The sequence below is a fragment of the Microbacterium sp. A20 genome (genome assembly GCF_004794515.1).
In the GTDB taxonomy this organism is placed as follows: Bacteria; Actinomycetota; Actinomycetes; order Actinomycetales; family Microbacteriaceae; genus Microbacterium.
In genome coordinates this window covers 1-25,475 of record NZ_SSDF01000032.1, presented here as the reverse complement: position 1 = coordinate 25,475, position 25,475 = coordinate 1, and the positions used below count along the sequence as shown (strand labels likewise).

General features: G+C 68.8%; 27 protein-coding genes and 1 tRNA gene. 20 read left to right on the top strand and 8 right to left on the bottom strand.

What is annotated here, in order from left to right; all coding sequences use genetic code 11:
* The first annotated feature begins 1 nt into the window (after nucleotide 1).
* The 3 genes from DW298_RS01400 to DW298_RS01390 all read left to right on the top strand — a co-directional run bounded on the left by DW298_RS01400 (nucleotide 2) and on the right by DW298_RS01390 (nucleotide 3,388).
* Complete coding sequence (locus DW298_RS01400; protein WP_136040700.1) at nucleotides 2-1,468, top strand: NAD-dependent succinate-semialdehyde dehydrogenase; 1,467 nt, start codon at nucleotides 2-4, stop codon at nucleotides 1,466-1,468.
* A 25-nt stretch (nucleotides 1,469-1,493) separates the two neighbouring features.
* Complete coding sequence (locus DW298_RS01395) at nucleotides 1,494-2,858, top strand: NAD-dependent succinate-semialdehyde dehydrogenase (RefSeq protein ID WP_136040699.1); 1,365 nt, start codon at nucleotides 1,494-1,496, stop codon at nucleotides 2,856-2,858.
* Between the two features lie 92 nt (nucleotides 2,859-2,950).
* On the top strand, nucleotides 2,951-3,388 hold the full coding sequence (locus DW298_RS01390) for a pyridoxamine 5'-phosphate oxidase family protein (protein ID WP_136040698.1): 438 nt from the start codon (nucleotides 2,951-2,953) through the stop codon (nucleotides 3,386-3,388).
* Between the two features lie 6 nt (nucleotides 3,389-3,394).
* Here DW298_RS01390 and DW298_RS19180 read toward each other — a convergent pair whose 3' ends face one another.
* Nucleotides 3,395-3,565, bottom strand: a complete 171-nt coding sequence (locus DW298_RS19180; protein ID WP_168429495.1) for a hypothetical protein — start codon at nucleotides 3,563-3,565, stop codon at nucleotides 3,395-3,397.
* 182 nt (nucleotides 3,566-3,747) lie between these two features.
* Between DW298_RS19180 and poxB the strand changes: the two genes are divergently transcribed.
* On the top strand, nucleotides 3,748-5,472 hold the full coding sequence (gene poxB / locus DW298_RS01385) for a ubiquinone-dependent pyruvate dehydrogenase (protein WP_136040697.1): 1,725 nt from the start codon (nucleotides 3,748-3,750) through the stop codon (nucleotides 5,470-5,472).
* Nucleotides 5,473-5,475: 3 nt separating this feature from the next.
* Here the strand turns inward: poxB and DW298_RS01380 are convergent, their stop codons facing one another.
* Both DW298_RS01380 and DW298_RS01375 read right to left on the bottom strand, forming a co-directional pair.
* Nucleotides 5,476-8,274 carry a hypothetical protein gene (locus DW298_RS01380; RefSeq protein ID WP_136040696.1) on the bottom strand — a complete coding sequence of 933 codons (2,799 nt, stop codon included), beginning with the start codon at nucleotides 8,272-8,274 and terminating at the stop codon, nucleotides 5,476-5,478.
* 23 nt (nucleotides 8,275-8,297) lie between these two features.
* Nucleotides 8,298-10,121 carry an HSP90 family protein gene (locus DW298_RS01375; RefSeq protein WP_168429494.1) on the bottom strand — a complete coding sequence of 608 codons (1,824 nt, stop codon included), beginning with the start codon at nucleotides 10,119-10,121 and terminating at the stop codon, nucleotides 8,298-8,300.
* Between the two features lie 195 nt (nucleotides 10,122-10,316).
* Between DW298_RS01375 and DW298_RS01370 the strand changes: the two genes are divergently transcribed.
* From DW298_RS01370 to nusG, 3 genes are all read left to right on the top strand, one after another.
* Nucleotides 10,317-10,389, top strand: a tRNA-Trp gene (locus tag DW298_RS01370).
* A 40-nt stretch (nucleotides 10,390-10,429) separates the two neighbouring features.
* A complete protein-coding gene (secE, locus tag DW298_RS01365; protein WP_029260992.1) occupies nucleotides 10,430-10,702 on the top strand; it encodes a preprotein translocase subunit SecE in 273 nt (90 codons plus the stop codon).
* A 42-nt stretch (nucleotides 10,703-10,744) separates the two neighbouring features.
* Nucleotides 10,745-11,791, top strand: a complete 1,047-nt coding sequence (gene nusG, locus DW298_RS01360) for a transcription termination/antitermination protein NusG (protein WP_136040694.1) — start codon at nucleotides 10,745-10,747, stop codon at nucleotides 11,789-11,791.
* Between the two features lie 143 nt (nucleotides 11,792-11,934).
* Here the strand turns inward: nusG and DW298_RS01355 are convergent, their stop codons facing one another.
* Nucleotides 11,935-12,327, bottom strand: coding sequence for a VOC family protein (locus tag DW298_RS01355; RefSeq protein ID WP_136040693.1), 393 nt, complete (start codon nucleotides 12,325-12,327; stop codon nucleotides 11,935-11,937).
* Nucleotides 12,328-12,424: 97 nt separating this feature from the next.
* On the opposite strand from DW298_RS01355, the gene DW298_RS01350 reads away from it, so the two are divergent.
* The 7 genes from DW298_RS01350 (at nucleotide 12,425) to DW298_RS01320 (ending at nucleotide 17,562) form a co-directional block, all read left to right on the top strand.
* Nucleotides 12,425-13,429: a WYL domain-containing protein gene (locus DW298_RS01350; RefSeq protein ID WP_342589070.1), complete on the top strand. Its 1,005-nt coding sequence runs from the start codon at nucleotides 12,425-12,427 to the stop codon at nucleotides 13,427-13,429.
* Between the two features lie 122 nt (nucleotides 13,430-13,551).
* Nucleotides 13,552-13,983: a 50S ribosomal protein L11 gene (gene rplK / locus DW298_RS01345; RefSeq protein WP_017829145.1), complete on the top strand. Its 432-nt coding sequence runs from the start codon at nucleotides 13,552-13,554 to the stop codon at nucleotides 13,981-13,983.
* A gap of 11 nt (nucleotides 13,984-13,994) precedes the next feature.
* Nucleotides 13,995-14,684, top strand: coding sequence for a 50S ribosomal protein L1 (rplA, locus tag DW298_RS01340; protein WP_029260994.1), 690 nt, complete (start codon nucleotides 13,995-13,997; stop codon nucleotides 14,682-14,684).
* Between the two features lie 189 nt (nucleotides 14,685-14,873).
* Nucleotides 14,874-15,686 (top strand): amino acid ABC transporter substrate-binding protein, encoded by an 813-nt coding sequence (locus DW298_RS01335; protein ID WP_136040691.1) that lies wholly within the window; start codon nucleotides 14,874-14,876, stop codon nucleotides 15,684-15,686.
* Nucleotides 15,687-15,689: 3 nt separating this feature from the next.
* Nucleotides 15,690-16,355 carry an amino acid ABC transporter permease gene (locus DW298_RS01330; RefSeq protein WP_136040690.1) on the top strand — a complete coding sequence of 222 codons (666 nt, stop codon included), beginning with the start codon at nucleotides 15,690-15,692 and terminating at the stop codon, nucleotides 16,353-16,355.
* Nucleotides 16,342-17,157 carry an amino acid ABC transporter ATP-binding protein gene (locus tag DW298_RS01325; protein WP_275087535.1) on the top strand — a complete coding sequence of 272 codons (816 nt, stop codon included), beginning with the start codon at nucleotides 16,342-16,344 and terminating at the stop codon, nucleotides 17,155-17,157. The genes DW298_RS01330 and DW298_RS01325 overlap by 14 nt, the downstream gene beginning before the upstream one ends.
* A 48-nt stretch (nucleotides 17,158-17,205) precedes the next feature.
* On the top strand, nucleotides 17,206-17,562 hold the full coding sequence (locus DW298_RS01320) for a DUF1801 domain-containing protein (protein ID WP_136040689.1): 357 nt from the start codon (nucleotides 17,206-17,208) through the stop codon (nucleotides 17,560-17,562).
* Nucleotides 17,563-17,566: 4 nt separating this feature from the next.
* Here the strand turns inward: DW298_RS01320 and DW298_RS01315 are convergent, their stop codons facing one another.
* The gene (locus DW298_RS01315; RefSeq protein ID WP_136040688.1) at nucleotides 17,567-18,229 is read right to left on the bottom strand and encodes a LysE/ArgO family amino acid transporter; all 663 of its coding nucleotides are present in this window, start codon (nucleotides 18,227-18,229) and stop codon (nucleotides 17,567-17,569) included.
* Between the two features lie 70 nt (nucleotides 18,230-18,299).
* On the opposite strand from DW298_RS01315, the gene DW298_RS01310 reads away from it, so the two are divergent.
* A complete protein-coding gene (locus DW298_RS01310; protein WP_205820205.1) occupies nucleotides 18,300-19,244 on the top strand; it encodes a LysR family transcriptional regulator ArgP in 945 nt (314 codons plus the stop codon).
* Here DW298_RS01310 and DW298_RS01305 read toward each other — a convergent pair.
* Nucleotides 19,183-19,671 (bottom strand): MarR family transcriptional regulator, encoded by a 489-nt coding sequence (locus DW298_RS01305; RefSeq protein WP_136040686.1) that lies wholly within the window; start codon nucleotides 19,669-19,671, stop codon nucleotides 19,183-19,185. The two genes, DW298_RS01310 and DW298_RS01305, sit on opposite strands and share 62 nt — an antisense overlap.
* Nucleotides 19,658-21,385 carry an MDR family MFS transporter gene (locus DW298_RS01300; RefSeq protein WP_136040685.1) on the bottom strand — a complete coding sequence of 576 codons (1,728 nt, stop codon included), beginning with the start codon at nucleotides 21,383-21,385 and terminating at the stop codon, nucleotides 19,658-19,660. Before DW298_RS01300 ends, DW298_RS01305 begins: the two co-directional genes overlap by 14 nt.
* A 278-nt stretch (nucleotides 21,386-21,663) precedes the next feature.
* Between DW298_RS01300 and DW298_RS01295 the strand changes: the two genes are divergently transcribed.
* The 5 genes from DW298_RS01295 to DW298_RS01275 are packed head-to-tail and all read left to right on the top strand — an operon-like array spanning nucleotide 21,664 to nucleotide 24,665.
* Entirely contained in the window at nucleotides 21,664-22,221 is a 558-nt protein-coding gene (locus DW298_RS01295; RefSeq protein ID WP_136040684.1) for a SipW-dependent-type signal peptide-containing protein, read from the top strand.
* Complete coding sequence (locus DW298_RS01290) at nucleotides 22,188-22,853, top strand: SipW-dependent-type signal peptide-containing protein (protein WP_136040683.1); 666 nt, start codon at nucleotides 22,188-22,190, stop codon at nucleotides 22,851-22,853. The genes DW298_RS01295 and DW298_RS01290 overlap by 34 nt, the downstream gene beginning before the upstream one ends.
* An 8-nt stretch (nucleotides 22,854-22,861) precedes the next feature.
* The gene (locus DW298_RS01285; protein ID WP_136040682.1) at nucleotides 22,862-23,485 is read left to right on the top strand and encodes a signal peptidase I; all 624 of its coding nucleotides are present in this window, start codon (nucleotides 22,862-22,864) and stop codon (nucleotides 23,483-23,485) included.
* Nucleotides 23,482-24,126 carry a hypothetical protein gene (locus DW298_RS01280; RefSeq protein ID WP_136040681.1) on the top strand — a complete coding sequence of 215 codons (645 nt, stop codon included), beginning with the start codon at nucleotides 23,482-23,484 and terminating at the stop codon, nucleotides 24,124-24,126. The genes DW298_RS01285 and DW298_RS01280 overlap by 4 nt, the downstream gene beginning before the upstream one ends.
* Nucleotides 24,123-24,665 carry a hypothetical protein gene (locus DW298_RS01275; RefSeq protein ID WP_136040680.1) on the top strand — a complete coding sequence of 181 codons (543 nt, stop codon included), beginning with the start codon at nucleotides 24,123-24,125 and terminating at the stop codon, nucleotides 24,663-24,665. Before DW298_RS01280 ends, DW298_RS01275 begins: the two co-directional genes overlap by 4 nt.
* Before the next feature lie 15 nt (nucleotides 24,666-24,680).
* On the opposite strand, the gene DW298_RS01270 is transcribed toward DW298_RS01275, so the two are convergent.
* Entirely contained in the window at nucleotides 24,681-25,364 is a 684-nt protein-coding gene (locus DW298_RS01270; protein WP_136040679.1) for a YqaJ viral recombinase family protein, read from the bottom strand.
* Nucleotides 25,365-25,475: the final 111 nt, after the last annotated feature.

Below are 25,475 nucleotides of genomic sequence, written 5' to 3'. Positions count from 1 at the left end.
CATGAGCACTCAAACCGAACAGGCGCTCCTCGACAGCATCCCCACCGGCCTCTTCATCGGCGGCCAGTGGATCGACGGCGAGACCGGCGGCACCTTCGACGTGCAGGACCCGGCGACCGGTTCCGTGATCCGGACCATCGCCGACGCGACACCGGCCGACGGCATCCGTGCCCTCGACGCCGCGGTCGCCGCTCAGGACGAGTGGGCGGCCACCGCGCCGCGCGTCCGCAGCGAGATCCTCCGCAAGGCGTTCGACCTCGTGCAGGAGCACAAGGAGGATCTGGCGCTGCTCATGACGCTCGAGATGGGCAAGCCGCTCGCGGAAGCCCGCGGCGAGGTCGTCTACGGCGGCGAGTTCCTGCGCTGGTTCAGCGAGGAGGCCGTGCGCATCAGCGGCCGCTACGGCATCAACCCCGAGGGCACCGGCCACATGGTCGTGTCGCAGCGTCCGGTGGGCCCGTCGTTCTTCGTGACGCCGTGGAACTTCCCCTTCGCGATGGCCACCCGCAAGATCGCCCCGGCACTCGCGGCGGGTTGCACGGTCGTCATCAAGCCCCCGGCACTGACCCCGTTGACGACGATCTTCTTCGTCTCGCTGCTCGAGAAGGCAGGGCTCCCTGCCGGTGTCGTCAACGTCGTGCAGACGTCGAAGTCCAGCGCGCTGTCCGCCCCGATCATCGCCGACCCGCGTCTGCGCAAGCTCTCCTTCACCGGATCGACCGAGGTCGGACGCAAGCTCATCGCGCAGGCGGCCGAGGGCGTGCTGCGCGTGTCGATGGAGCTCGGCGGCAACGCGCCGTTCGTGGTGTTCGACGACGCCGACCTGGACAAGGCCGTGGAGGGTGCACTCGCCGCGAAGTTCCGCAACATCGGCCAGGCGTGCACCGCGGCCAACCGCTTCATCGTGCACAAGGACGTCGCGGGTGAGTTCGCCAAGCGGGTCACCGAGCGGGTCAACGGGATGAAGATCGGCCGCGGCACCGAAGAGGGCGTCGCGATCGGACCGCTCATCGACGCGGATGCCGTCGCCAAGGCGGGCGAGCTCGTCGGTGACGCCGTGGACCGTGGTGCGACGCTGCTCGCCGGCGGCAAGGCCGTGGAGGGCACCGGCACGTTCTACGAGCCCACCGTGCTCACCGACGTGGTCGCGGGCAGTGCCATCCTCCGCGAGGAGATCTTCGGCCCGGTGCTGGCGATCGCGACCTTCGAGACCGAGGACGAGGCCGTGCACCTCGCGAACGACACCGAGTACGGACTCGTGTCGTACGTGTTCACCGAGAACCTGCAGCGCGGCCAGCGGATGATCGACAAGCTCGAGACGGGCATGATGGGACTCAACGTGGGCGTGGTCTCCAACGCCGCGGCCCCCTTCGGCGGCGTCAAGCAGTCCGGCGTCGGCCGCGAGGGCGGGTTCGAGGGCATCCACGAGTACCTGTCCACCAAGTACACGCTGATCCCGGTCTCCTGACCGAGCAGCCAGAGGAGGAGAGAACATGACCGACTACGCCGTCATCAACCCCGCCACCGGAGAGACGCTGGCGTCCTTCGACACCTTCACCGACGCTCAGATCGACCAGGCGGTCGCTGCCGCCGACGAGGCCCACCGCGAGTGGTCGCGCTCGTCGACGGTCGCCGAGCGCGCGGCCCTCGTGCGCCGTGCGGCCGAGCTGCACCGCGAGCGTCGCGAGGAGCTCGCCGACATCTTCGTGCGCGAGATGGGCAAGCCCCGCGAGGCCGCCCTCGGCGAGGTCGACTTCGCCGCGGACATCGCCGAGTACTACGCCGACCAGGCGGAGTCGATCATGGCCGACCAGCCGATCGCGATCCTGGGGGAGGGGTCGGCGATCATCCGCCGCTCCTCGCTCGGCCCGCTCGTCGGCATCATGCCGTGGAACTTCCCGGCGTACCAGATCGTGCGCTTCGCCGCTCCGAACCTGATCGTCGGCAACACGATCCTGCTCAAGCCCGCGCCGCAGTGCCCGGAGTCGTCGACCGCGATCGAGAAGATCTATCACGACGCCGGTTTCCCGAAGGGCGCCTATCAGAACGTGCTCGCCACCAACGAGCAGATCGCGACGATGATCGCCGACCCGCGCGTGCAGGGCGTCTCGCTCACGGGGTCCGAGCGTGCCGGTGCCGCGGTCGCCGAGATCGCCGGTCGCAACCTCAAGAAGGTCGCGCTGGAGCTGGGTGGCTCCGACCCCTTCATCGTGCTCTCCACCGACGACCTCGATGCGACCGTGCAGGCCGGCGTCGACGCGCGCCTCGACAACAACGGTCAGGCGTGCAACGGTGCGAAGCGCTTCATCATCGTCGACGGTCTCTACGACGCGTTCGTCGAGAAATTCACGGCGGCGATGGCGGCGGTCGAGGCGACCGACCCGATGCTCGACGACACTGTCCTCGGTCCGGTCTCGTCGGAGACGGCGGCGGTCAACCTGCAGAAGCAGGTCGACCAGGCCGTCGAGCAGGGCGCGACGCTGCTGACCGGCGGCACCCGCGACGGCGCGTTCTTCGCGCCGACCGTGCTCGCCGATGTGACACCCGAGATGAACGTGTACCGCGAAGAGCTCTTCGGCCCCGCCGCGGTCGTGTACCGCGTGGCGGACGAGGACGCGGCGGTCGAGCTCGCGAACGACACGACCTTCGGCCTCGGCTCCTACGTCTTCACGACGGACGCCGAGCAGGCCGAGCGCGTCGCCGACAAGATCGAGGCGGGCATGGTCTACGTCAACCTCGTGCTGGCCGACAGCCCGGAGCTGCCGTTCGGCGGCGTCAAGCGCAGCGGCACCGCGCGTGAGCTGGGGCACTTGGCGGCGGACGAGTTCGTCAACAAGAAGCTGATCCGCATCGGCTGAGTAGACCTCATTCCGGTCGCACTTTCTGTCGGTCACAGCGGCATTTTGCGACAGAAAGTGCGACCGGAATGCGCGTGAGGCACAATGGCGGCATGAGTGCGCAGACAGACCCCATCGAGACGCTGTCCCCTGACCAGAGCTGGGAACTGCTCGGCACCCAGGAGCTGGCACGACTCGTCACCCACGTGGGCGACACGATCGACATCTTCCCGGTGAACTATGTGATCGATGGCGACGGAATCCTGTTCCGAACGGCGCCCGGCAGCAAGCTCTTCGAGCTGACGGTGAACGCCGATGTGGTCTTCGAGGTCGACGACCACACGGACACGGATGCGTGGAGTGTCATCGTCCGCGGCCATGCAACCGCGTTGGAGACGGATGCCGACGTGCTGCGTGCGGAAACCGCTGGTCTGCGGCCGTGGATCCCCACGCTCAAGCACGTGTTCGTGCGCGTCGCGCCGATCTCGGTGACCGGGCGGGCTTTCCGTCGCACTCCGGAGCCGGAGCGCGACGGGGCCCAGGAGTACTGAGCGCGCTCAAGCCGAGAAGAGTCTCAGCTCGTCAGCGGTGAAGTAGTTCTGGGTCACATCCGTGATTCGTACGAGGTACTTCCCGCGCTTCTCATCGATCGAGACGACGGTTCCGACGTTGCCGGTCATCGTCGGTCCGGTGACCTGCACGGTGTCTCCGATGGCGAAGTCGCTCATCCTGCATTCTTTCGTCACGCCGCGGCTCCAGGTGGAGCGGAGCAGCATCGGCTCTTGCTGATGCTTCGAGGCTAGATCGCGCACTCCAGCGAGGACAGTGCCGCATGTCGGCACTCCGGATTGCATCTGTCACGCCTGTCAACGCCCGAGCCGCCACCGCTGCTCGGGCGTAGGGTCGAAGCATGGCCAACGTCGCTGAGAACATCGTCAAGACTCTGCACGCCAACGGGATCGACCGTGTGTACGGCATCCCCGGGGACTCGCTGAACGGCTTCACGGACGCGCTCCGCAAGGACGGCACGATCCGCTGGGTGCATGTGCGGCACGAGGAATCCGCCGCCTTCGCCGCCGCCGCGGATGCCGCCACCACGGGAGAGCTCGCGGTCGTCGCCGGCTCCTGCGGTCCGGGCAACCTCCACCTGATCAACGGCCTCTACGACGCCAACCGCTCGCGCGTGCCCGTGCTCGCGATCGCGGCGCACATTCCGACCACCGAGATCGGAACCGGGTACTTCCAGGAGACGCATCCGCAGGAGCTGTTCCGCGAGTGCAGCGTGTACGTCGAATACGTCGCCGACCCGAAGCAGATGCCGCGGTTGCTCGAGATCGCCATGCGTGCCGCGATCGAGGAACGCGGTGTCGCGGTGCTCGTGATCCCCGGCGACGTGGCTCTCGCCGACATCGCGGACGACCGAGCCGTCGTGATCGAGCGGGCACGACCCGTGGTGGTCCCCAACGCGGCGGAGCTCGAGAAGGCGGCCACTCTGCTCAATGCAGCAGCGAAGGTCACGATCCTCGCCGGAGCCGGCGTGGAAGGCGCACACGACGAGGTCATCGCCCTTGCCGACAAGCTCGGCGCCCCCATCGTGCACGCCCTCCGCGGCAAGGAGTTCATCGAGTACGACAACCCCTTCGACGTCGGCATGACGGGGCTGCTGGGCTTCGCCTCGGGATTCCGGGCCATGGAAGCCGCCGACACCCTGCTGGTGCTGGGCAGTGACTTCCCGTACGAGCAGTTCTATCCGGATCACGCCAAGACCATCCAGGTCGATATCCGCGGCGCGCAGCTCGGGAAGCGGCATCCGCTCGATCTCGGCCTGGTCGGCGACGTGCGCGCGACTTCCGAGGCGCTCCTTCCGCGGGTGGCGAGGAAGGACGACCGCGGCCACCTCGAGGATGCCATCGCGCACTACCGCAAGACGAGGAAGAAGCTCGACGAGCTCGCCGTGCCCGCGAAGGGCAAGCGCCCCATCCACCCCCAGTACCTGGCCCGGCTCCTGGACGAGTACGCGGCCGACGACGCGATCTTCACCGCCGACGTGGGGTCGCCGACCGTGTGGGCCGCTCGGTACCTCTCGATGACCGAGGATCGCCGTCTGATCGGCTCGTTCACCCACGGCTCGATGGCCAACGCTCTGATGCACGGCATCGGCGCGCAGGTCGCGCACCCCGACCGTCAGGTGGTCGCGCTGGCCGGCGACGGCGGACTCGCGATGATGCTCGGCGAGCTCCTCACCCTCACCCAGAACAATCTGCCGGTGAAGACGATCGTGGTGAACAACTCCTCGCTGAACTTCGTCGAGCTCGAGATGAAGGCCGCCGGCTTCGTCACCTACGGCACCGGGCTGGAGAACCCGAGCTTCGCGGCGATCGCGGAAGCCATGGGCATCTTCGCGCGCCGGGTGGAGCGCAGCGAAGACCTCCCGGATGCCGTGCGCGAGGTGCTCGCGCACGACGGACCCGCCCTGCTCGACGTCGTCACCGAGCGGCAGGAGCTGTCCATGCCGCCGGCGATCGAGGCCGCGCAGGTCAAGGGCTTCGCCCTCTATGCGATCCGTACGGTGATGTCCGGCCGCGGCGACGAGCTCCTCGACCTCGCCAAGGCCAACTGGCGCCAGCTGTTCTGACCGTCAGCTCTGCGCGAGAGTGCGCACCTCGGCCGCCTCGCCGTGACGCCCGAGCGACTCGAGGACGTTGCCGAGCTCGAGGGCTGCCACCTGGAGCAACGGCGGGTGGCCGGCGGCGTGGTCGATCGCGCTGCGGTAGACGGGCACGGCGTCGGCTGAGCGGTCGTTCCCGGCCAGGACGCGCCCCGCGAACAGCTCGGACCCACCGGCCGAGCCGAGATCTCCGAGTGCGGCGAAACCGTCGGCCGCGGTGAGCGCGGCCGCGACCGCCTCGTCGATCCGGCCGAGCTCGGCGAACGCCCGACCCCGCGAATCGGTGACGTCGGCGAGCAGCCACTCGGCCTCATGCTGCTGAGCGAGGGCGGCGACCTCGTCGAAGAGCGTGAACGCCCGCTCGTCGCCGCGTCCGCCGTATGCCTGTCCGAGGCTGTGCAGCACTTCGGTCACGGCTCCCACGGCATCCGGGGCCCGGCGTACGATGTCGGCCGCCGATTCGAGCAGGCCGATCGCGTCGTCGTGCTCGTCGAAGCGCGCGAGGATCTTGGCCTGCTCGGTCATCGACATCGCCTGGTCGGCGTGCTCCTCCGCCTGCCCGAACAGCTCGGAGGCGTAGCCGTGAGCACCGACTGCTTGGCCGAACTCACCGGCGGCGCTCAGCGAGCGCGCCAGCATCGAGGCGGTCATCGCGCGCGAGCCGGCGGCCACCTCTGCCTCCTCCTCGCGCTGCAGCACGTCGCCGAACAGCTCTGCTGCCTCTTCGGCGTCGCCGACGCGCAGCATGGTCCGGGCGAGCCGGAAGTCCACGCCGGTCGAGTCGCCGTCGCCCTCGCTCGCGATGCGCGCGGCGACGCGGTAGCGGGAGACGGCCTTCTCCGGCTCATCCGCGTCTTCCCAGAGTGCTCCGGCGAGAAGGTGGGCCTCACCGAGGGCGCGCGTCGCGCCCAGCTCGGCGAGCAACCGGCACACCTCGTCGGCGTCGACCGCGCCTTCCGCATAGGAGTCGCTTCCGCCGCGCACGCGCGCCCTGGTCTGCAGCGCCTGCGCCCGATGCCCGGTGCTGAGGTCGTCCTGTGCGAGGAAGCGGTCGAGCAATGCGGTCGCCGCCTCCATGTCGCCCTTTCTCAATACGGCCGAGATCGCCATGAGCGTCGTGGTGTTGGCGAGACGGGCGTCATCGGCCTCGGCGAACGAGCGCGCGGCGAGCTCGGCGAGGTCGAGCGCGGCATCCGCTTCCCCCGCTCGCAGGTGCAGCGCGGCGCGGCTGATGGCCAGGTCGCCGCGCGACCAGGCGGGCAGCGATGCGGCATCGGCGATCGCATCCTCCAGGTCGGCGGTCGCCTCGGGGGTGTCGATCCCGAAGGTCGCGAGCCCGAGGCGCTCCTCCAGGTCGGCCTGCTCGTCGCGGCCGGCGGCGCGGAGGGCGGCGACCCGCTGCGGAAGCAGTTCCAGGGCCTCGTCGGCGCGTTCGAGGGCGATGAGGATCCCGATGCGCATCGAGAGCAGCTGGGCGCGCTTGTAGGGGTCTTCCACCTCGAGGGCGCGGGGGAGGGCTTCGAGGGTCTCGTGCTCCGCTCCGAACTGGGCGAGCTGCATGGCACGCTCGAACCAGCCGTCGGCGTCCACGGGCGTGTTCGAGGGGGTCGGAGCCACGAACGCGTCCGATCGGATCGGCACGTCGTACTGCTCATCGGCGAGTGCGCGCATGCGGGCCAGGCTGCGTGCGTGGCCATCGGTCCCGTCGCGCTCGTCGAACGCGGCGGCGATGCGGTCCGCCGCCGACCAGGCGGACGCCGCGAGCTCGGCAGCGCTCCAGCGGCCCTCATGCTCTCCGAAGAAGGGGACGAGCGCGGGTGACTCCGCTCCGCGCACGGGGGTGTCGCCGTGGCCCACTGCCGTGACCCGATCAAGGGCGACGGCGAGGGCGGCGAGGGCGGCGAAGTGCGCGTCGACGTTCAGTCCGTCATGGGCGAGCCAGGCGATGTGCTTCTCGACGAGCGCGAGTGCACGGGCCTCGTTGCCGGTGAGCGCCGTGAACACGATGTTGTTGGCGACGATGCGGAGGTTGTCGGGGTTGTCCTTGGCCAAGCGGTAACTGCGCAGGTGCGCGGTCTTCGCCTCGTCGAAGCGTCCGGCCCGGAGGTACGGGAGGAGCACGCGCGAGAGGGCGTGCTCGGGTTCTTCCCCGCAAGAGAAGCCGCCCTCGATCATCTCCTCCACCAGGACGATGGCCTCCGCGTCGCGGTCGGTGTCCGCGAAGAAGCCCGCGATCTGGCTCCGGCCGCAGGCGTCGCAGTGGCTGTGGTCGTCGCGCGGCGTGGCCGCCAGCTGCACGCGCAGCGCCTCCGCCTCGTCCATGCGTCCGGCATCCCAGGCATCCTCGAAGCGGGCGGTGAGCACACCGCTCACTCCGAGGCCGCCGGCGCGGTAGTGCTTCTCCATGTCATCGAGCACCGCGGCGATCTGCTCCTGGGAGAACGCCGGCGAAGAGCGCAGGGATGACGCCATCCACTTGAACTGCCACATCAGGTCGGCGCCGCCGTTGTCGAGGTCGGCGGGGAATCGCTGCGGGTCGGCCTCGTGGTGCGCGAGGCACCAGGCGAACGAGTTCAGCATCACATCGGTCGCGCCGCCCATGTTCGCCGACGCCGTCTGCCGCATCCGTGCCTCGTACTCGAGCCGCTCATCGCCGATCTCGATCGCGAGGGCCACCGCTTCCGCGACGAGGGCCTGCTCGGCGGGCCCCCACGGGGTGCGGTCGATCTCCTCGATCAGCTGCTGGAAGCGCTTCTTCGGACGTGCCATGGGGGATCCTTCGGTGGGATGTGTCAGCGGCCTTCGACGAACGGGATCTGGTCCCCTTCGATGCCGGCCGAAAGGGAGACGAGGTCGGCGAGTGCGCTGGTCATCAGGGCACGATCGGCGTCGGCGAGCGGATGGTGCCCGGCGAGCAGCGCCTGGATGTAGAGCAGCTGCACGGTGCGGGCGAAGACGGCGTCGTCCTGCACGCGCACCAGGGCGCGGACCACCCGGTTCGACCAGTTCAGGCACAGGCGGGCGCGGAGGTCGTCTTCGCGCGCCGAGGACATCGTCTTGTCGATGCGGTCCAGCACGCCGCCCCAGAGCGCGCCGGTGACGCCCTTGGTGCGTCCGCGGTCGATCGCGCGCAGCACCTCAGGGTCGGCGACGTAGAGTCCGGCGAGGTCGGGGCGGTCGATCGAGCGCACGACCACCGAGCAGTCGGATGCGGCCAGCACAGCGCCCGCGCGCGTCTCCAATGCCACGGCGGCATCGCGGTCGTCGAGCGGGGGAGGGTCGAGGCGGTCGAGCTCTCCGGTGACGTCGACCTTCTCGACGGTGACGTGCGGGTAGAGGTCGGGCAGCATCCGGATCAGGTCGGCGTCGTAGAGGTATCCGCCGTTGACGAGCACCTCGTCGGCGGGGGAGATGCCGGCCACCTGGCGGAACTCGTCGACGGTCTGCGCATACCGCACGTGCGGGTATCGCTCCGCGAGGTCGCCGATCCGCATCGTGCCGTGCGTGGTCTCGACGGTCAGCCAGCGGGAGATGAAGTGGGCAAGCTCCTCGTCGTGGCGCACGAGCGACTTGAGCCCGACCTCGTGCACGGCCACGAACTGCGCGAGACGATGCGGCTCGCTCAGGCCCAGCTCCAGGACCCAGCGGCGGATGCCGGCGCCGAGCTGTTCACGCACGCGCTCGAGCGCCGCGTCCTCGACCAGAGACTCCCGGCTCGCGGTGGGGGCGAGGCCGGTGGAGTCGATCACGGCGCGGACGAAGAACGCCCACTCGGGGAGCACGTCGTCGACGCGCTCGGAGAGCAGCATCCGTCCCAGATACATGCGCGTCGCCTGACGTGCACCCGGCGGCGGGGCGTAGGGCAGCACGTACGCGAGGCCGCGGGTCCCGGTGGCGGGCTCGCCCAGCTCGATCACGTCGAGCGGGCCCGCGCCGAGGAGGTCGCGCCCGTACTGCACGGCGGCCTCGGGGTCGCGGGCGGCATCGAGGAAGGGCGCATCCCTGGTGATGTCGATGTCGCCGCCGGGGCCGTCGAGCGTGACCCGCACGGGCAGGAACTCGCCGAACGTCGTCGCCAGCTCGTGCACGGCGGCAGGGCGCAGGAGCTCGTCGGCGTCGAAGCGCGGCACGAGGTGCACGCTGGTGCCGATGGGAAGCTCCTCGTCGATCTCGGCCACCTGGAACGTGCCGTCGGCGCTTCCCGTCCATTCGACCGACGCGCCGCCGCGGGCGCTGCGGGAGCGGATGACGATGGTGTCGGCGACCATGAAGCAGCTGAGCAGACCGATGCCGAACTGCCCGAGATAGTCGCTGCGTGGGAGGTCGAAGATGTCGCGCTTGGAGCTGCGGCCGACGGTGGCCAGCAGATCCGCCACCTCCGTCGCGGTGAGACCCACGCCGTCGTCGCGCAACACGAACTCGCCGTTCTCCGCGGTCAGCGGGGTGATCCGGATGCGTCCGCCTCCGCCGTCGACCTCGCGGCGTGCGGTGATCGCGTCGCGGGCGTTCTGCAGCAGCTCCCGCAGGTACACCCGTGGACTGGAGTAGATGTGTCTGCTGAGCAGATCGACCACCCCGCGCAGATCCACCTGGAACTGCTGCACCTCAGCGCTCACCGGCGCTCCCTCCTCCTGCATACGCTCGCTGAGCCTAACAAGAACACGCCTTCGCGATCCCGGTTCGGCGCCACCGGATCGATGCCGTATGCTTGTGGGGCAGTTGTTCTCTGCATTCTTTCGCCATGCCTGGGGTCTCCTGATCACAGTCACGGTGGCAGAGTGGAGAGAGAACCCCGAGACCTCCCGGTCTCTAGGGCGGTAGCTCAATTGGCAGAGCAGCGGTCTCCAAAACCGCAGGTTGCAGGTTCGATTCCTGTCCGCCCTGCGCGTCAGCGCAACGCTGACACACGAAAGGTACATTCAGGATGGATCAGGACGAACCGCGCGGCGAGGTCGTCGCGGCCGGCGCCACCCGCGAGAAGAAGGGCAACCCCTTCTCACGGTTCTTCGGGGGTATCGCCCTGTTCATCCGCCAGGTCATCGCCGAGCTCCGCAAGGTCGTCACTCCGACTCGCAAGGAGCTGTTCAAGTTCACCCTGGTGGTGCTCGTCTTCGTTCTGATCGTCATGGGCATCGTCTACGGCTTGGACACGCTGTTCGCGTTCTTGACGCACTGGGTGTTCGGAATCCCTGGCTGATGACCCCCGCGGCTCGCGCCGCAGCTATGGAGAAGAAACAACGTGTCTGAACGATATTCCGACGACGCCGACTGGGCGACCGCCGCAGAGCAGTCCAGCGAGGAAGACGAAGCCCAGGAGGGCAACGTCCTCGCCGAGGAAGAGCTCTCGGCCACTTCGGCCGAGCACGTCGCCGTCCACGTCGAAGACGAAGACGGCGAAGCGGATGACACGGCTGACATCGACATCGACATCGACGACCCGGAGGCGGACGCGATCGTGAACGACGCTCTGAACCTGGACGAAGCGGCTGAGTCTGAGGCTGCCGCTGAGGTCCTCAACGAATCTGTGGCCGAAGAGGCCGCCGACCTCGACGCGGCTGCGGCCGACGAGGTCACCCCCTACGACGGTCCGGATGTCAACGGCGACGAGGACTCCTCCGCCGATGACGAGGACTCCGCAGACGCCGACGACGAGGACGCAGAGGAAGACCCGTACGAGGCCTTCCGCATGGACCTCCGCATGCTCCCGGGCAAGTGGTACGTCATCCACTCCTACGCCGGCTTCGAGCGCAAGGTGAAGGCCAACATCGAGCAGCGCAAGTCGACGCTCGAGGTCGAGGACGAGATCTACCAGATCGAGGTCCCGATGGAAGACGTGGTCGAGATCAAGAACGGCCAGCGCAAGATGGTCACCCGCGTGCGCATCCCCGGCTACGTGCTGGTGCGCATGGAGCTCACGGAAGACACCTGGTCGGTCGTGCGTCACACCCCGGGTGTCACCGGCTTCGTGGGCAACGCCCACAACCCCACGCCGCTGCGCTTCGAAGAGGCCTTCAACATGCTGAAGTCGCTCGTCGAGGTCAAGGACGTCCCCACGGCCAAGAACATCGCGTCGAAGGGCGGCGTCGCCGTCGCTCGTCCGCTGCCGGCCGAGGTCGACTTCGAGGTCGGCGAGACCATCACGATCAAGGAGGGCTCGTTCGCGGGTCTTCCCGGTTCGATCAGCGAGATCAAGCCCGAGAGCGGCAAGCTCACGGTCCTCGTCTCCCTCTTCGAGCGCGAGACCCCGGTCGAGCTGTCGTTCGACCAGGTCACCAAGATGGTCTGACCCACACATCCTCACGAGAACGGCCGTCCCTTCCGGGGCGGCCGTTCTTGCGTTGCGCCGCGCGTTGATTCAGTTCCGGTCGCACTTGATGTCGCCTTATCGTCCGCGAGGCGGCAGCAACTGCGACCGGAACGGCACCCCCGTCAGTGCTGTGCGGCCCAGTGCGGGCTCTGGATGAGTCCGATCAGGTTGCCGAACGGGTCGCTGACCGATGCCGACCACCAGCCTTCACCGCGCTGGGTGACCGGGTCGAAAGCCGTGGCGCCGAGTTCGAGGAGCCGGGCCACCTCCGCGTGGATGTCGTCGACGTGCATGCTCACCAGCGCGCCACCCGGCTGGGGAAGCGCGGGGCGGAAGCGGGCATCCATCAGGGCGAACTCGTCTTCGTCGTCGCCGAACCGCCACTCCGCGTATTGTGCGGGACCGGCCTCGGGGCGCGTGAAGTAGGGGCCCGATCCGAAGACCGCGGTGTACCAGGCGACGGCGGCGGGCATGTCCTCGGCGACGAGGTTGAGATTTGCGAGACCACGGAACATGGGATTCTCCTTCTGAGTGGGTACTTCTGCTGATGGGCTTCTTCTTCTATGCTCGCGGTTGAAGTGATCACCAAATGATCACTTCTGAAAAGAGGTTCTGATCCGCGCCGACCGCCTCATCCAGGCGCTTCTGCTCCTGCAGGGCAGAGCGCACATCACGGCTGCGCAGCTCGCGGCCGAACTCGAGGTGTCGGTGCCGACCGCGCGCCGCGACCTCGAAGCCTTGGCGATGTCCGGGGTGCCCATCTATCCGAGTCGGGGGAGAGGCGGCGGGTGGCGGCTCATCGGCGGCGCGCGCACCGATCTCACCGGCCTCACGCAGGGAGAGGTGACGTCGCTGCTCGTCGCACTGACCCAGAGCGGTGCAGCGACCCCGGAGCGGATCGCCGCCACGCGCAAGCTCGTCCGCGCGCTGCCGGAGCCGTTCCGTGAGGGCGCTCAGCGCGTCGCTGCCACGACGGTGCGCGATGCCCCGTGGGGCGTGACCGAGACCGACGCGGTGCCGCCGTCGGTCGCGGAGCTCCAGCGGGCGATCGCGGGAGGGTTCCGTGTCGAGCTGCGCTACGAAGGAGCATCCGGATCATCCTCCTTCGAGGTCGTCCCCCTGATGGTCGGCAGCCGTGGGCCGCGCTGGTACTTGCTCGCCGCGTCGGCGACCGCCGGGACGGACGACGCCGACGAGGAGGCGTTGCGCACATATCGGGCGGATCGGATCGTGGAGGTCCGTGTGCTGTCGTCTCGCGGTTCCGCTCCTGCCGGTTTCGACCACTCGCGGGCGTGGTCGGAGATGGTCGAGCGAGTTGAGGAGATGCGCGGGGCAGCTCGGGCTGTGGTCGGCGTGGAACCCTGGGCGGTGAAGGCGCTGCACGACCGGTTCGGCGCGCAGGCGCGGATGCTCCCCGATGAGCCAGGCGCCGATGGGCGCGTGCGGATGGAGGTCAGCGCGCACCGTGTCGATGCGCTCGCGGAGCAGCTGGCGGGCTGGACGGGCGCCGTGGAGGTCATCGAACCCGCCGCCGTCCGCGCCGCGCTCCTGGCGCTCGGCGTGCGGATCGTGTCCCAGTACGGCGATGATGGCCGGGGTCCGCGCGACTCGTCCTGATCGGGTAGACTTGTGTGGTTTGTGTGCCGCTTCGGCGTGCGCAGAGACGACCACGGTCCGGAAACGCCGGATCTGTGGGAGAAGCGGATGCTCCGGCATCCGATTCGATGAAAGGAAAGAGAATGGCACCGAAGAAGAAGGTGACCGGCCTGATCAAGCTTCAGATCAACGCCGGTGCAGCCAACCCGGCGCCGCCGATCGGCCCCGCGCTCGGTCAGCATGGCGTCAACATCATGGAGTTCTGCAAGGCGTACAACGCCGCGACCGAGTCGCAGCGCGGCAACGTCATCCCCGTCGAGATCACCGTCTACGAGGACCGCAGCTTCACCTTCGTCCTGAAGACCCCGCCGGCGGCGGAGCTCATCAAGAAGGCCGCAGGCGTCCCCAAGGGCTCTGCGACCCCGCACACCGTCAAGGTCGCGAAGATCACCAAGGACCAGGTCCGCCAGATCGCCGAGACCAAGCAGGCCGACCTGAACGCGAACGACATCGAGGCCGCGATCTCGATCATCGCCGGCACCGCCCGCTCCATGGGCATCACGGTCGAGGGCTGAGGAGAATAATCATGGCTACCAAGTCCAAGGCTTACAAGGCTGCCGCCGAGAAGATCGAGGCAGACCGTTTCTACACCCCGACCGAGGCAGTCGCCCTCGCGAAGGAGACCGGCTCGTCGAAGTTCGACTCGACCGTCGAGGTCGCGCTGAAGCTCGCCGTCGACCCCCGCAAGGCAGACCAGATGGTGCGCGGCACCGTCATCCTGCCCCACGGCACCGGTAAGACCGCCCGCGTCATCGTCTTCGCCACCGGCCCCGCGGCCGAGGCAGCGATCGCCGCAGGTGCAGATGAGGTCGGCGGCGCCGAGCTCATCCAGAAGGTCGCCGATGGCTGGACCAACTTCGACGCCGCTGTCTCCACCCCGGAGCTCATGGGCCAGGTCGGTCGTCTCGGAAAGGTGCTCGGACCGCGTGGTCTGATGCCGAACCCGAAGACCGGCACCGTGACCCCGAACCCGGCCAAGGCCGTCGAGGAGATCAAGGGCGGAAAGATCGAGTTCCGCGTCGACAAGCACGCCAACGTGCACTTCGTCGTCGGCAAGGCATCGTTCACCGCTGAGCAGCTCGACGAGAACATCGGCGCAGCGCTCGAGGAGATCGTCCGCCTCAAGCCGTCGAGCTCGAAGGGCCGTTACATCCAGAAGGGTGCGGTGTCGACCACGTTCGGCCCCGGCATCCCGCTGGACGTCAACTCCATCTGACGCTTCGACAAGCTCAGCGACCCAGTCGCAGAGGAACGCCCCCGGGTCCGCCCGGGGGCGTTTCTGCGTTCATCCCCCACGAAACGAAACGTCATCGGATGCGGAGACGCGGCCCCGTCCGCGTACTGTGAGGGAGTTCCCGCGACGGTCGCGTAAACTCGCACCGCGCTTCTCACCCCAGGAGGGTCCATGTCCCGTCGTCTCATCGCCGTCACCGCACTCGTCGTCGCCGCCGCGGCGCTCACCGCCTGCAGCGGGTCGAGCACGCCCGCCAGCACATCCGACGGCGCAGAGGGTTCCGACTTCGGGCTGGTGCAGGAGGGCACGCTCACGGTCGCGACCGAGGGCACCTACCGCCCCTTCAGCTTCCACGGCGACGGCGGCTCGGGCGACCTCACCGGCTTCGACGTGGAGATCATCCAGGCCGTCGCCGACAAGCTCGGCCTCGAGGTGAAGTTCCAGGAGACGCAGTGGGATGCGATCTTCGCGGGCCTCGACGCGGGACGTTTCGACGTCATCGCCAACCAGGTCTCGATCAACGACGAGCGCGAGGCGAAGTACCTCTTCAGCGCCCCGTACACGGTCTCGCCCGGCGTCATCGTCGTGGCCGAGGACGACGACTCGATTTCCTCGTTCGACGACCTCGACGGCAAGACCACCGCACAGTCGCTCACCAGCAACTGGTACGAGCTGGCCACCGACTCGGGAGCGAAGGTGGAAGCGGTCGAAGGCTGGGCGCAGGCGGTGGAGCTGCTGCGCCAGGGCCGCGTGGATGCGACGGTCAACGACAAGCTGACCTTCCTCGACTACGAGACCACCAACAGCCCGACCGGACTGAAGATCGCCGCCGAGACGGATGAGGCCGGCGAGCAGGCCTTCGTGTTCACCCAGGACAAGGAGGCGCTCGTCGAGGCCGTCGACGGTGCCCTCGAAGAGCTCCGCGCTGACGGGACCCTGGCCGAGATCAGCGACAAGTACTTCGGCGAAGACGTCACGCAGTAGTCGATGGAGAGCCCCTGGCAGCTGTTCTTCGATTCGCTCGGGCCGATCGCCTGGGCGGGTCTGACGGCGACGGTGCCCCTCGCCCTGGTGTCGTTCGTCCTGGGGCTCGTCATCGCCGTCGGCGTCGCACTGATGCGGATCTCGGTGCACCCGGTCGTCTCCGGCGTCGCCCGGTTCTACATCTCGGTGATCCGCGGCACGCCCATGCTCGTGCAGCTGTTCGTGATCTTCTACGGCATGCCGTCGATCGGGATCACGCTCGACCCCTGGCCCAGCGCCATCATCGCGCTCTCGCTCAACGTGGGCGGCTACGGGGCCGAGGTGGTGCGCGCGGCGATCCTCTCGGTCCCGAAGGGGCAGTGGGAGGCGGCGTACACGGTCGGGATGAACCGCACCCGCACGCTGACCCGGATCATCCTGCCTCAGGCAGCACGTGTGTCGGTGCCGCCGCTGTCCAACACGTTCATCTCGCTCGTCAAGGACACCTCCCTCACCTCGCTGATCCTGGTGACGGAGCTGTTCAAGGTGGCGCAGCAGATCGCCGCGACGACTCTCGAGTTCATGGTGGTCTACCTCGCCGCGGCGCTGGTGTACTGGGTGTTCTGCCTGGTGCTCTCCTTCGGTCAGAGTGCTCTCGAAAGGAGGCTCGACAGCCGTGTCGCCCATTGACAGGAACACCGGGAGTGCCTCGGAGGCGCTCCTCACGGCCCGCGGTCTGCGCAAGAGCTTCGGGGACAACGAGGTGCTGCGCGGCATCGACCTGACGCTGCATCGTGGCGAGGTCGTCGTCCTCATCGGTCCGAGCGGTTCGGGGAAGACGACGGTGCTGCGCGCGCTCAACGGCCTCGAGACCCCCGACGCGGGAACCATCGCCGTCGCGGGAGGGCCCGAGATCGACTTCGCACCCGCCGCCAAGCCCGGGAACCGCGAGCAGAAGCAGAAGCGGCTCGCCCTGCGCGACCGGTCGGCGATGGTGTTCCAGCATCACAATCTCTTCCCGCACCTCACCGTCCTCGAGAACGTGATCGAGGGACCGTGGAGGGTGCAGGGGCGTCCCAAGGCCGAGGTCGTGACCGACGCTCTCCTCCTGCTCGACCGGGTGGGCCTGGCAGACAAGGCGCACGCGCGCCCGCATCAGCTCTCGGGTGGTCAGCAGCAGCGCGTCGGCATCGTGCGGGCGCTCGCGCTCAAGCCCGACCTGCTCCTCTTCGACGAGCCGACCAGTGCGCTCGACCCCGAGCTGGTGGGGGAGGTGCTGCTGGTGATCAAGGAGCTGGCGGATGAGAACTGGACCATGGCGGTCGTGACGCACGAGCTGAGCTTCGCGCGCGAGGCAGCCGACCATGTGCTGTTCATGGATGCCGGTGTGGTCGTGGAGCAGGGCCCGCCGGCCGAACTCTTCCGCGCGCCGAAGCACGAGCGCACGCAGCGTTTCCTCACGCGCATCATGCGTCCGCTCGACGGCGCCTGATCCCGCCCGGTCCTCGCCCTGCGCGCGGAACGGTGGAAGGATGCCGTGATGGGCACCGTCGACGACTACCTCGAAGAACTCCTCCCTGCGGACCGTGACGCCATCGACCGGGTCTATGCGGTCGCGCGACGGGAGGCGCCGGACGCGGAGCAAGGCAAGGGCTACGGGATGCCGGCCCTCGTGTATGGAGGCAAGCCGCTCCTGTCGGTGATGCGCGCCAAGAAGCACATCGGGATCTATCCGTTCAGCCCGGATGCGGTTGCGGCAGTTGCGAGCGCGCTGGAGGGACATCCGGGAGTGAGCGTCGACAAGGGGACCATCCGGTTCCAGCCGGAGCATCCGATTCCCGACGACGTGCTCGACCGCCTGGTCAAGGCCCGGCTCGCCCAGATCGACGGCAGCTGATCCGTCAGCCGCCCAGCACCGGCAGCACGAGGCTGATGGCGATGGCGATCATCACCACCGCGATCACGGCATCCAGGATGCGCCAGGAGCGCGGCGTGCGCAGCCATCGACCCAGATAGCGCGCGCCGAACCCCAGAGCCGTGAACCACAGGAGGCTGGCAGCCATGGCGCCGCCCGCGAAGAGCCAGCGGTCGTCGCCGTGCGTCGCCGCGATCGAGCCGAGCATGAGCACCGTGTCGAGGTAGACGTGCGGGTTCAGCCACGTGAGCGCGAGCGTGGTCAGGATCACGGGCGCCAGCCGGGTGCGGGTGGCGGTCGCCGTCGAGCCGACCGATGTCGTCGACCCGGGGGCGGGGGCATCCGCGACGTCCACCTGAAGCTCTTCGCCGCCGCGCCAGGCACGCCGCGCGGCCAGGATGCCGTAGCTCAGCAGGAAGAGCGCCCCCGCCCAGCGGGCCACGACGATGAGCCACGGAGCGGCCGACAGCACGAATCCGAGTCCGGCGACGCCGGAGGCGATGAGGGCGGCATCCGACAGGGCGCAGATGATCACGACAGCCCACACGTGCTCGCGGCGGATGCCCTGGCGCAGCACGAAGACGTTCTGCGCGCCGATGGCGACGATGAGGGAGAGGCCGAGTCCGAGGCCGGCGAGAACCGTGAGCATGGCTCCAGCCTAGGAATCCGCCAGCATGAAGAGAAGCGAAGATTCCTTCCGGGCCATTAGCATCGCTAATGTGAGGATCGATCCCGAACTGGCCGCCACGCTCGCCGCGATCGTCGACGAGGGCACGCTGGATGCCGCGTCGAGGCGAATGCAGATCACTCCGTCGGCGGTGAGCCAGCGCCTGAAGACATTGGAGCAGCAACTCGGTCGGATCCTGGTGGTGCGGACGAAGCCCGCGCGGCTGACCGAGGCGGGAGAGGCCGTCGTCCGTCTGGCCCGCCAGATCGCGCTGCTCGAACATGACGCGCTCATCGGGGTGGGCATCGATGAGGTGGCGGGCAGCCGGCGGATCACCATCCCGCTCGCCGTGAACGCCGATTCGATGGCGACGTGGTTCCTCGCGCCGCTGTCCCGGCTCGCGGCCGGCCACGACATCGACTTCGACCTGCACCGCGACGACCAGAACTTCACCGCGCGGCTCCTGGAATCCGGCACCGTGATGGCCGCGGTCACGAGCGAGGCCGCACCGGTCGCCGGATGCTCGGTGTCGCCCCTCGGCGTGCTCGAGTATCGGGCGATGGCGGAATCGGGGTTCGCATCGCGGTGGTTCCCTGACGGGGTGACGCCAGATGCCCTGACGGCCGCACCGTTCGTCGACTTCGACAGGCGGGACACACTGCAGCACGAGTGGCTCCGAGCGATGTCCGTCAGTGAGGCGGGGGTGCCGCGGCACTACGTCCCGGCATCGCACGACTATGCCGTCGCCGTCGCGCTCGGGCTCGGGTGGGGGATGGTCCCGCTCCTGCAGGAGTCGACCGGGCTGGTCCCGCTGGGTGGCCCGACCCTTCGTGTCCAGCTCTACTGGCAGCAGTGGAATCTGCGATCGGAGCTGCTCGACACCATCGCCGCCGAGGTCGCCCTCGAAGCGCGCCGCGTGCTCGCCGAGGCGCCCGTCACTCGGCCGCGGTCGCGTCCGGGCTCGCGCCCGAAGCCAGGGCGTGGAGCAGACGGGTGAGGCTACCGATGTCGGCGAGGCTCCAGTCTTCGAGAGTGCGCAGCAGCCTGCCCTCCTGAGGGAGCCGCGCGGCCGCGAGGCGCTCTTCGCCCAGGGGGGTGAGCTGCAGCAGGAAGGAGCGTCCGTCCGCGGGATCGGTCGAGCGCTCGACGAGCCCGAGCTCCTCGAGTTCCCGCACCATCCGGCTGACCTGGCCCTTGTCCAGCAGCATCCGCTCGGACAGCGCCGACACCGTGACCGTCTCGCATCGCGCGATCGTGGTGAAGGTCTTGTACGCGCCCGGCAGCAGACCGGGGCTCACGCGATTCGCGTTCTCCGAGATCACACGGCGGAAGTGCGTGATCAGCTCGCCGAACTCCGCCTCGAGGGCGCGGACCGCAGTGGCCCGCGCCTCGGGGGTATCGGAGAGGTGATCAGCGTCCGGCATCGGAGGCCGCATCGTCGTGGGCGCGACCGACCACGCCGACGGTGCCCGTCGTCGGTGCACCGGAGAGCGCTGCGGCATCGGCGATCGCGACGTCTGCCGCGTCGTCGACCGGAGTGCCGCTGCCGTCCGCGGCTGCATCCGACTTCGCTGCATCCGCCTGTGCGCGCTCGGTCGTCGTCATCGTGGTGAGCGGTCGGTTCGGCAGGAACAGGATCGCGATGAGGCTGATCACGGCGAGCGGGATGCCGATCAGGAAGGCGTGCGAGATGGCCTGCGCGTAGAAGTCCTCGACGATCGAGCGCACCGGCTCCGGAAGCAGCCGGACCTCGGGCAGCGTTCCGCTGGAGAGCTGAGCTGCGACCTCGGCGCCCTTGTCGCCGAGCCTCGCGATCGCGGTGCCCAGGCGCTCCTTCCCGTCGCTGAACAGGCCCGTGAGGCTGTTCGCGAGCACGGCGCCCATGACCGAGACGCCGACCGTGCCGCCGAGGCTGCGGAAGAAGGTGACGCCCGAGCTGGCGACACCCATCTCGCTGGGCTTCGCGACATTCTGCACGATGAGGACGAGGTTCTGCATGGTCATGCCGACGCCGGCGCCCATCACGAACATGTAGATCGAGACGAGGATGAAGTTCGTGTCGTAGTGCAGCGTCGACAGCATGACGGAACCGGCGATCAGCAGCACGGAGCCGAGGATCAGGTAGCCCTTCCACTTGCCGAAGCGGGTCACGAGCTGGCCGATCACCATCGACGAGATCAGAAGCCCTGCCATCATCGGCAGCGTCATGAGCCCCGCCTCGGTGGGCGTGGCGCCGCGCGAGAGCTGCATGTACTGCGCGAGGTACACCGAGGTGCCGAACATCGCGACGCCGATGGAGATCGACGCGAGCACCGACAGCGTGAAGGTGCGACCGCGGAAGAGCGTGAGCGGGATGAGCGGCTCGCGCACCTTGAGCTCGACGATGATGAAGGCGATGGCCGAGACGATCGCGCCGCCGACCATCAGCACGGTCTCGGTGCTCCACCAGTCGAACGTCGAGCCGGCGTTCGTGATCCAGATGAGGATCAACGAGACCGCGGCCGAGAGCAGCACGATGCCGACGTAGTCGATCGAGACCTTGCGGGTGCGCTCGGTGCTGATGTGCAGCGTCTTCTGCAGGATGATCAGCGCGGCGACGGCGAAGGGGAGCGCGACGAAGAAGTTCCAGCGCCAGTTCGCGACGTCGGTGATCCAGCCACCGAGCAGCGGACCGCCCACGGTGGCGACGGCCATCACGGCGCCGAACAGCCCCATGTACCGGCCGCGCTCGCGCGGGCTGATGATGTCGGCCATGATGACCTGGCTGAGGGCGGCGAGTCCGCCACCGCCGATGCCCTGGATCGCTCGGAAGGCGATGAGGGTGTTCGTGTCCTGCGCGAAGCCGGCGGCGGCGGTCGCACCGACGAAGATCACGATCGCGATCTGGATCAGCAGCTTGCGGTTGAAGAGGTCGGCGAGCTTGCCCCAGATCGGGGTGGAGATCGCGGTGGTGAGGAGGGTCGCGGTGATGACCCAGGTGTACGCGGCCTGGTCGCCGCCGAGATCGTGCACGATGACCGGCATCGATGTGGAGACCACCGTGGTGGCGATCATCGAGACGAACATGCCGAGCAGGAGACCGGTGAGGGCTTCCAGCACCTGGCGATGCGTCATCTTGACGGGGGAGTCCGTGGTCATGCGAGACCTTTCGCGGTCGGAAGGGAGGATGCTGCGACAGCTGTGGCGCGCACGAGATGGTTGAACTGGGTCAACTATATGACAATCGTTGATCTACGTCAACCATCGCGGGGTGGCGTCTCGAAGTGCGCGCGATGTGCGGGCAACGTGCGCGAAACCGCCTTGTTCTGTGGGAAGGCGTCAGTGAGGATGAGGGCACGGCGGGGATGCCGGGGCCACCGCGAGGAGGCCGTTCCCAAGCATTCACGCGGAACGCCTGATTCCTGAGGGGGACTCCGATGGCTACCAAAGACACGAAGCGCAAGGTTCTCGCCTTTCTGGCGGGTGGACTCGTCCTCGGGGTGGGGGCGGCGGTCACGCTCGCCGCCTGGAACGATTCCGAGTTCGCGAACGGGACCTTCACCGCCGGCTCCTTCACGTTCACGGGGTCGACGGATGGGACGACGTTCAGTGACCATGCCACCGACGATGCGGCAGCTGCGCTGACCTTCGAGCTCGACCCGACGAACCTCAGCCCGGGGGATGTGGTCTACGCGCCCTACGCCCTGCGGCTCGGCGGCACCTACGACGCGACGCTCGACTCGGTGGCCCCGGTGGGGGCGGGCGACTTCGCCACTGCCGGCAAGCTGACCTACGGCATCGTGTCCACGGGGGCGACCTTCGGATGCGATGCGACCGCGTTCGCCGCGGGAACCGCAGTGCCCGCGACGATGACTCCCGGAACGGACGTCAACCTGTGCATCCAGGTCACCGCCGCCTCCGGTGCGGGCGGGATCGAACAGGGCGACACGGGAACCGTCACATGGCAGTGGAACGCGACCTCGGTGCAGCCGTAGCGCCCACCCGTCGCTCGTTGCGTGCATCCGTCCGTTCGAAGCCCTCGCGCACCTTTCGACGCGTGCGGGCGCTGCTCGCCGGCGGGCTGGTGCTCGGTGTCGGCGCGACGATGACGATCGCGGCGTGGACCGACCAGGAACTCGCGACGACCACGGTCAGCGCGGGGAGCTTCTCGATCGCATCGCGGTCGGACCAGGGAGCGTTCGTCTCGCACGGACCCACCGAGACCGTGCTCACGGTGCCCCTGGACGCATCGGGCCTCTACCCGGGGGTGAAGAAGGCGGCGTACGTGCAGGTGCAGGCGTCGGGCACCCTGGGCGGTACCGTCAACCTCACCGGCGTCGCCGTGACGAACAATGCGGGCACGACGCCGACCGGGGCCGACCTCGCGCTGCAGAATGCGATCAGGGTCAACATCGCCGTGGTCGCGGCACCCGCCAACTGCACGACGGGTGCCACCGCGACGGCCGCGCTGACCGCTGTTCCCGCGCTTCCCGCGCAGCCCCTGACCGTGACCCCGCTCAACACGATCACGTACTGCATCGTGCTCGAGCTGCCGGCGGACGCGACCGGAACGGCGCAGGGTGGCACCGTCAAACCGACCTGGACCTTCACCGGAAGCACGAGCTGAGCGACGACATGGCCACCATCGCACGCGGCGCCCGCGCAGTGGGACGCGGAGTGCGCGAGGTGCTGCTCACCCTGGCGGCCATCGGCGGTGTGATCTGCATCGTGCTCGTGATCATGGCCTTCACCGGCGGCTATTCGCTCATCATGTTCAAGACCGGATCGATGACTCCGAGCATCCCGGCGGGGTCCGTCGCCCTCGTGCAGAAGATCCCCGCCTCCGACATCGCGGTCGGTGATGTCGTGACGGTGGATCGGGATGCGGCCCTGCCGATCACGCACCGCGTCACCGGCATCGAGCCGGCGGATGCGGGCGACATCCGGACCATCACCATGAAGGGCGATGCGAACGACGTCGAGGATCCGGCGCCGTACACGGTTTCCGATGTCCGTATCGTCCGCGGCTCGGTGCCCGCTCTCGCGAATGTGATCGTCTGGTTCGGCAGCCCGTGGGTGCTCGGCGGGGTCACGCTCGGCGCATCCCTGCTGGTGGTCTGGGCGTTCTGGCCGCGGAGGGAACGCGCGACGCTGGAGGGATCCTCCGGGGGCGTCGTAGAGCCAGCGGCTGACGAAGAGCCCGCGGCTCCGGAGGCGCTGGTCGCGGCGGGAACGCGGCGCAGGGATCGACGCTCATGAGACGCCTGAGCGCTGGAGTCGCCGTGCTCGCCTTGCTGCTCGGCTCGGCCGCTCCGGCCTGGGCGGCACCCACCACGGAGGTCATCCAGGGGCGCATCTTGCGACTGGTCTCGGTCGCGGACTGGGAAGCCGCCGGATCCCTGCTCCCCGGGCAGCAGGTGCGATGGGACGTCGCGGTCAGCGCAGAGGCGCCCGATCCGGGGATCGTCACGATCGCTCTGAGTGCCACGGGTGACGCGCCGCTCGTCCTCGACGTGTCGATCTGTCTGCGCGAATGGCAGGAGAACGGGTGCCCGGGTGGCGCCATGGTGGAGCGCTCGGCATGGCCGATCCCGCGCGACGGCGCGGAGGTGCAGCTCGGTGAGGTCGCCGACACCGATGTCGCGCATGTGCGGCTCTCCATTGGGCTCGGTGAGGGCGCGGGCACGGGTTCGACGAACGTCCGGCTCCATGCCAGGGGTGTCGGAGAAGACGTGACAGTGGGCCCCGGTGGGGGACTGGCTGCGACCGGACCATCGCCGCTGCCGCCCTGGGCGCTCGCTGGAGGGGCTGCGCTGGTCGTCGTCGGCGTTCTGCTCGTCGCTCGTCGTCGCGTCGTCGCGATCGGCGTCGTTTCGCGTGAACCGGGCGGTGACCGATGAGCCCGGCGAAAGGCCTGCGTTCGGCGGGCGCCGTGCTCGGGATCTCGCTGCTGGTCGCCGTCGGTCTCGTCCCGACCGTCCCCTCGACCGAGGCGGCGTGGACCGACGCCGAGCGGGCGACCGCGACGGGAACCTCGATCAACATCCCCGAACCCATCGCCTCGGGTTCCCCGGGGTGTGTGGCCAGCAGCGGGCTGCTGGGCGCCAACCCCCGGGTGACAATCTCGTGGCGGGCGCCCGCCGCCGCGACGGGATACGACCTCACGAAGGCGGAGTTCGGGCAGATCGCCAATCAGGGACTCCTCGAGCCGATCCTGAGCAACCTTCTCGGAAACGTCCAGACGTCGGGGAACGCAGCCGCCTACGTCACGGTCATCGACGGCGGGCTGCTCACGGGGCTTCTCGGGGCGACGAAGACCTTCGGCATCCGCTTCATCGGGCCGGGCGGGTGGCGGTCGGACTGGCTCGTCGCGAACGCGAGCATGGGGCTCCTCGGCGCGAACCCGCAGTGCGCGATGGCCACAGCGCGCAGCTATTAGGCGGAAGCCGACGGCTCAGTCGGCGAGTGCCAGCGCGCGGAACGCGTCGCGTTCGCGGAGCTGCTCGCGGCGGCTGGCCGCGGCGTCGTCCGGGGTCCTGCTCGGAACCTGCCGACCGGTGGTGCGTCGGTAGAGCTCGTCGATCAGGTTGGTGGCGAGGCCGACCAGCTTGGCGATCTCGCGGTCGTCGCGGTCGATCCACACGCAGCGCGGCTCGTCGTGGATCGGGGCGAAGTCGACGTGCTCCTCCCAGACGAACAGCGTCCGCTCGGCACCGAGGACGTGCTGCTGCCACCAGATCTGGCGGAGGTAGGTGCGGGGGATGCCGCGGAACGCCTTGTTCGTCGTCTTGATCTCGGCGAGCTTCACACGCCCGTCGGCGTCGACCGCGATGCCGTCGGGTGTGGCGAGGTGACGGTGCTCGATCTCGGCGCGGAACAGGGCGGACGAGGGGAGGATGCCGTGGGTCGCTGCCACCCATGCGGCGATCTCGGGTTCCCGTCGCCGGCCGTGGTCGGTGTAGGCGTTGCCGCCGAAGCGGGGGCCTCCGCCGAGCTTGGAGTCCGCGGCGCGGGCGATCGACTTCTCGGAGGTGAGCCCGGCGACGTCGGTGGCGGTGATGCCGCGGGATCGTGCCCGCATCCACGCCACGCGGTCGCGAGAGTCCGCGACGATGCGTGCAGCGAGTTCCGGGGTCACCTTACGACCCTAACCCCGCCCGCCGACCCTCCCTTCCCCACACGCCGCCCTCTCCGTCCCTCCCGCCTCTTCCTTCCCTCCCTCCCTCCCTCCCTCCCTCCCTCCCTTCCT

Coding starts and splice junctions, on each gene's coding strand:
- DW298_RS01335 (WP_136040691.1), top strand. CDS start 14,874: ATGTCCCGTCGTCTCATCGCCGTCACCGCACTCGTCGTCGCCGCCGCG.
- DW298_RS01400 (WP_136040700.1), top strand. CDS start 2: ATGAGCACTCAAACCGAACAGGCGCTCCTCGACAGCATCCCCACCGGC.
- DW298_RS01305 (WP_136040686.1), bottom strand. CDS start 19,671: ATGCCGGACGCTGATCACCTCTCCGATACCCCCGAGGCGCGGGCCACT.
- DW298_RS01280 (WP_136040681.1), top strand. CDS start 23,482: ATGAGACGCCTGAGCGCTGGAGTCGCCGTGCTCGCCTTGCTGCTCGGC.
- DW298_RS01395 (WP_136040699.1), top strand. CDS start 1,494: ATGACCGACTACGCCGTCATCAACCCCGCCACCGGAGAGACGCTGGCG.
- secE (WP_029260992.1), top strand. CDS start 10,430: ATGGATCAGGACGAACCGCGCGGCGAGGTCGTCGCGGCCGGCGCCACC.
- DW298_RS01330 (WP_136040690.1), top strand. CDS start 15,690: ATGGAGAGCCCCTGGCAGCTGTTCTTCGATTCGCTCGGGCCGATCGCC.
- DW298_RS01315 (WP_136040688.1), bottom strand. CDS start 18,229: ATGCTCACGGTTCTCGCCGGCCTCGGACTCGGCCTCTCCCTCATCGTC.
- DW298_RS01290 (WP_136040683.1), top strand. CDS start 22,188: ATGGCAGTGGAACGCGACCTCGGTGCAGCCGTAGCGCCCACCCGTCGC.
- rplA (WP_029260994.1), top strand. CDS start 13,995: ATGGCTACCAAGTCCAAGGCTTACAAGGCTGCCGCCGAGAAGATCGAG.
- DW298_RS01285 (WP_136040682.1), top strand. CDS start 22,862: ATGGCCACCATCGCACGCGGCGCCCGCGCAGTGGGACGCGGAGTGCGC.
- DW298_RS01320 (WP_136040689.1), top strand. CDS start 17,206: ATGGGCACCGTCGACGACTACCTCGAAGAACTCCTCCCTGCGGACCGT.
- DW298_RS01295 (WP_136040684.1), top strand. CDS start 21,664: ATGGCTACCAAAGACACGAAGCGCAAGGTTCTCGCCTTTCTGGCGGGT.
- DW298_RS01380 (WP_136040696.1), bottom strand. CDS start 8,274: ATGGCACGTCCGAAGAAGCGCTTCCAGCAGCTGATCGAGGAGATCGAC.
- rplK (WP_017829145.1), top strand. CDS start 13,552: ATGGCACCGAAGAAGAAGGTGACCGGCCTGATCAAGCTTCAGATCAAC.
- poxB (WP_136040697.1), top strand. CDS start 3,748: ATGGCCAACGTCGCTGAGAACATCGTCAAGACTCTGCACGCCAACGGG.
- DW298_RS01275 (WP_136040680.1), top strand. CDS start 24,123: ATGAGCCCGGCGAAAGGCCTGCGTTCGGCGGGCGCCGTGCTCGGGATC.
- DW298_RS01390 (WP_136040698.1), top strand. CDS start 2,951: ATGAGTGCGCAGACAGACCCCATCGAGACGCTGTCCCCTGACCAGAGC.
- DW298_RS01300 (WP_136040685.1), bottom strand. CDS start 21,385: ATGACCACGGACTCCCCCGTCAAGATGACGCATCGCCAGGTGCTGGAA.
- DW298_RS01355 (WP_136040693.1), bottom strand. CDS start 12,327: ATGTTCCGTGGTCTCGCAAATCTCAACCTCGTCGCCGAGGACATGCCC.
- DW298_RS19180 (WP_168429495.1), bottom strand. CDS start 3,565: ATGAGCGACTTCGCCATCGGAGACACCGTGCAGGTCACCGGACCGACG.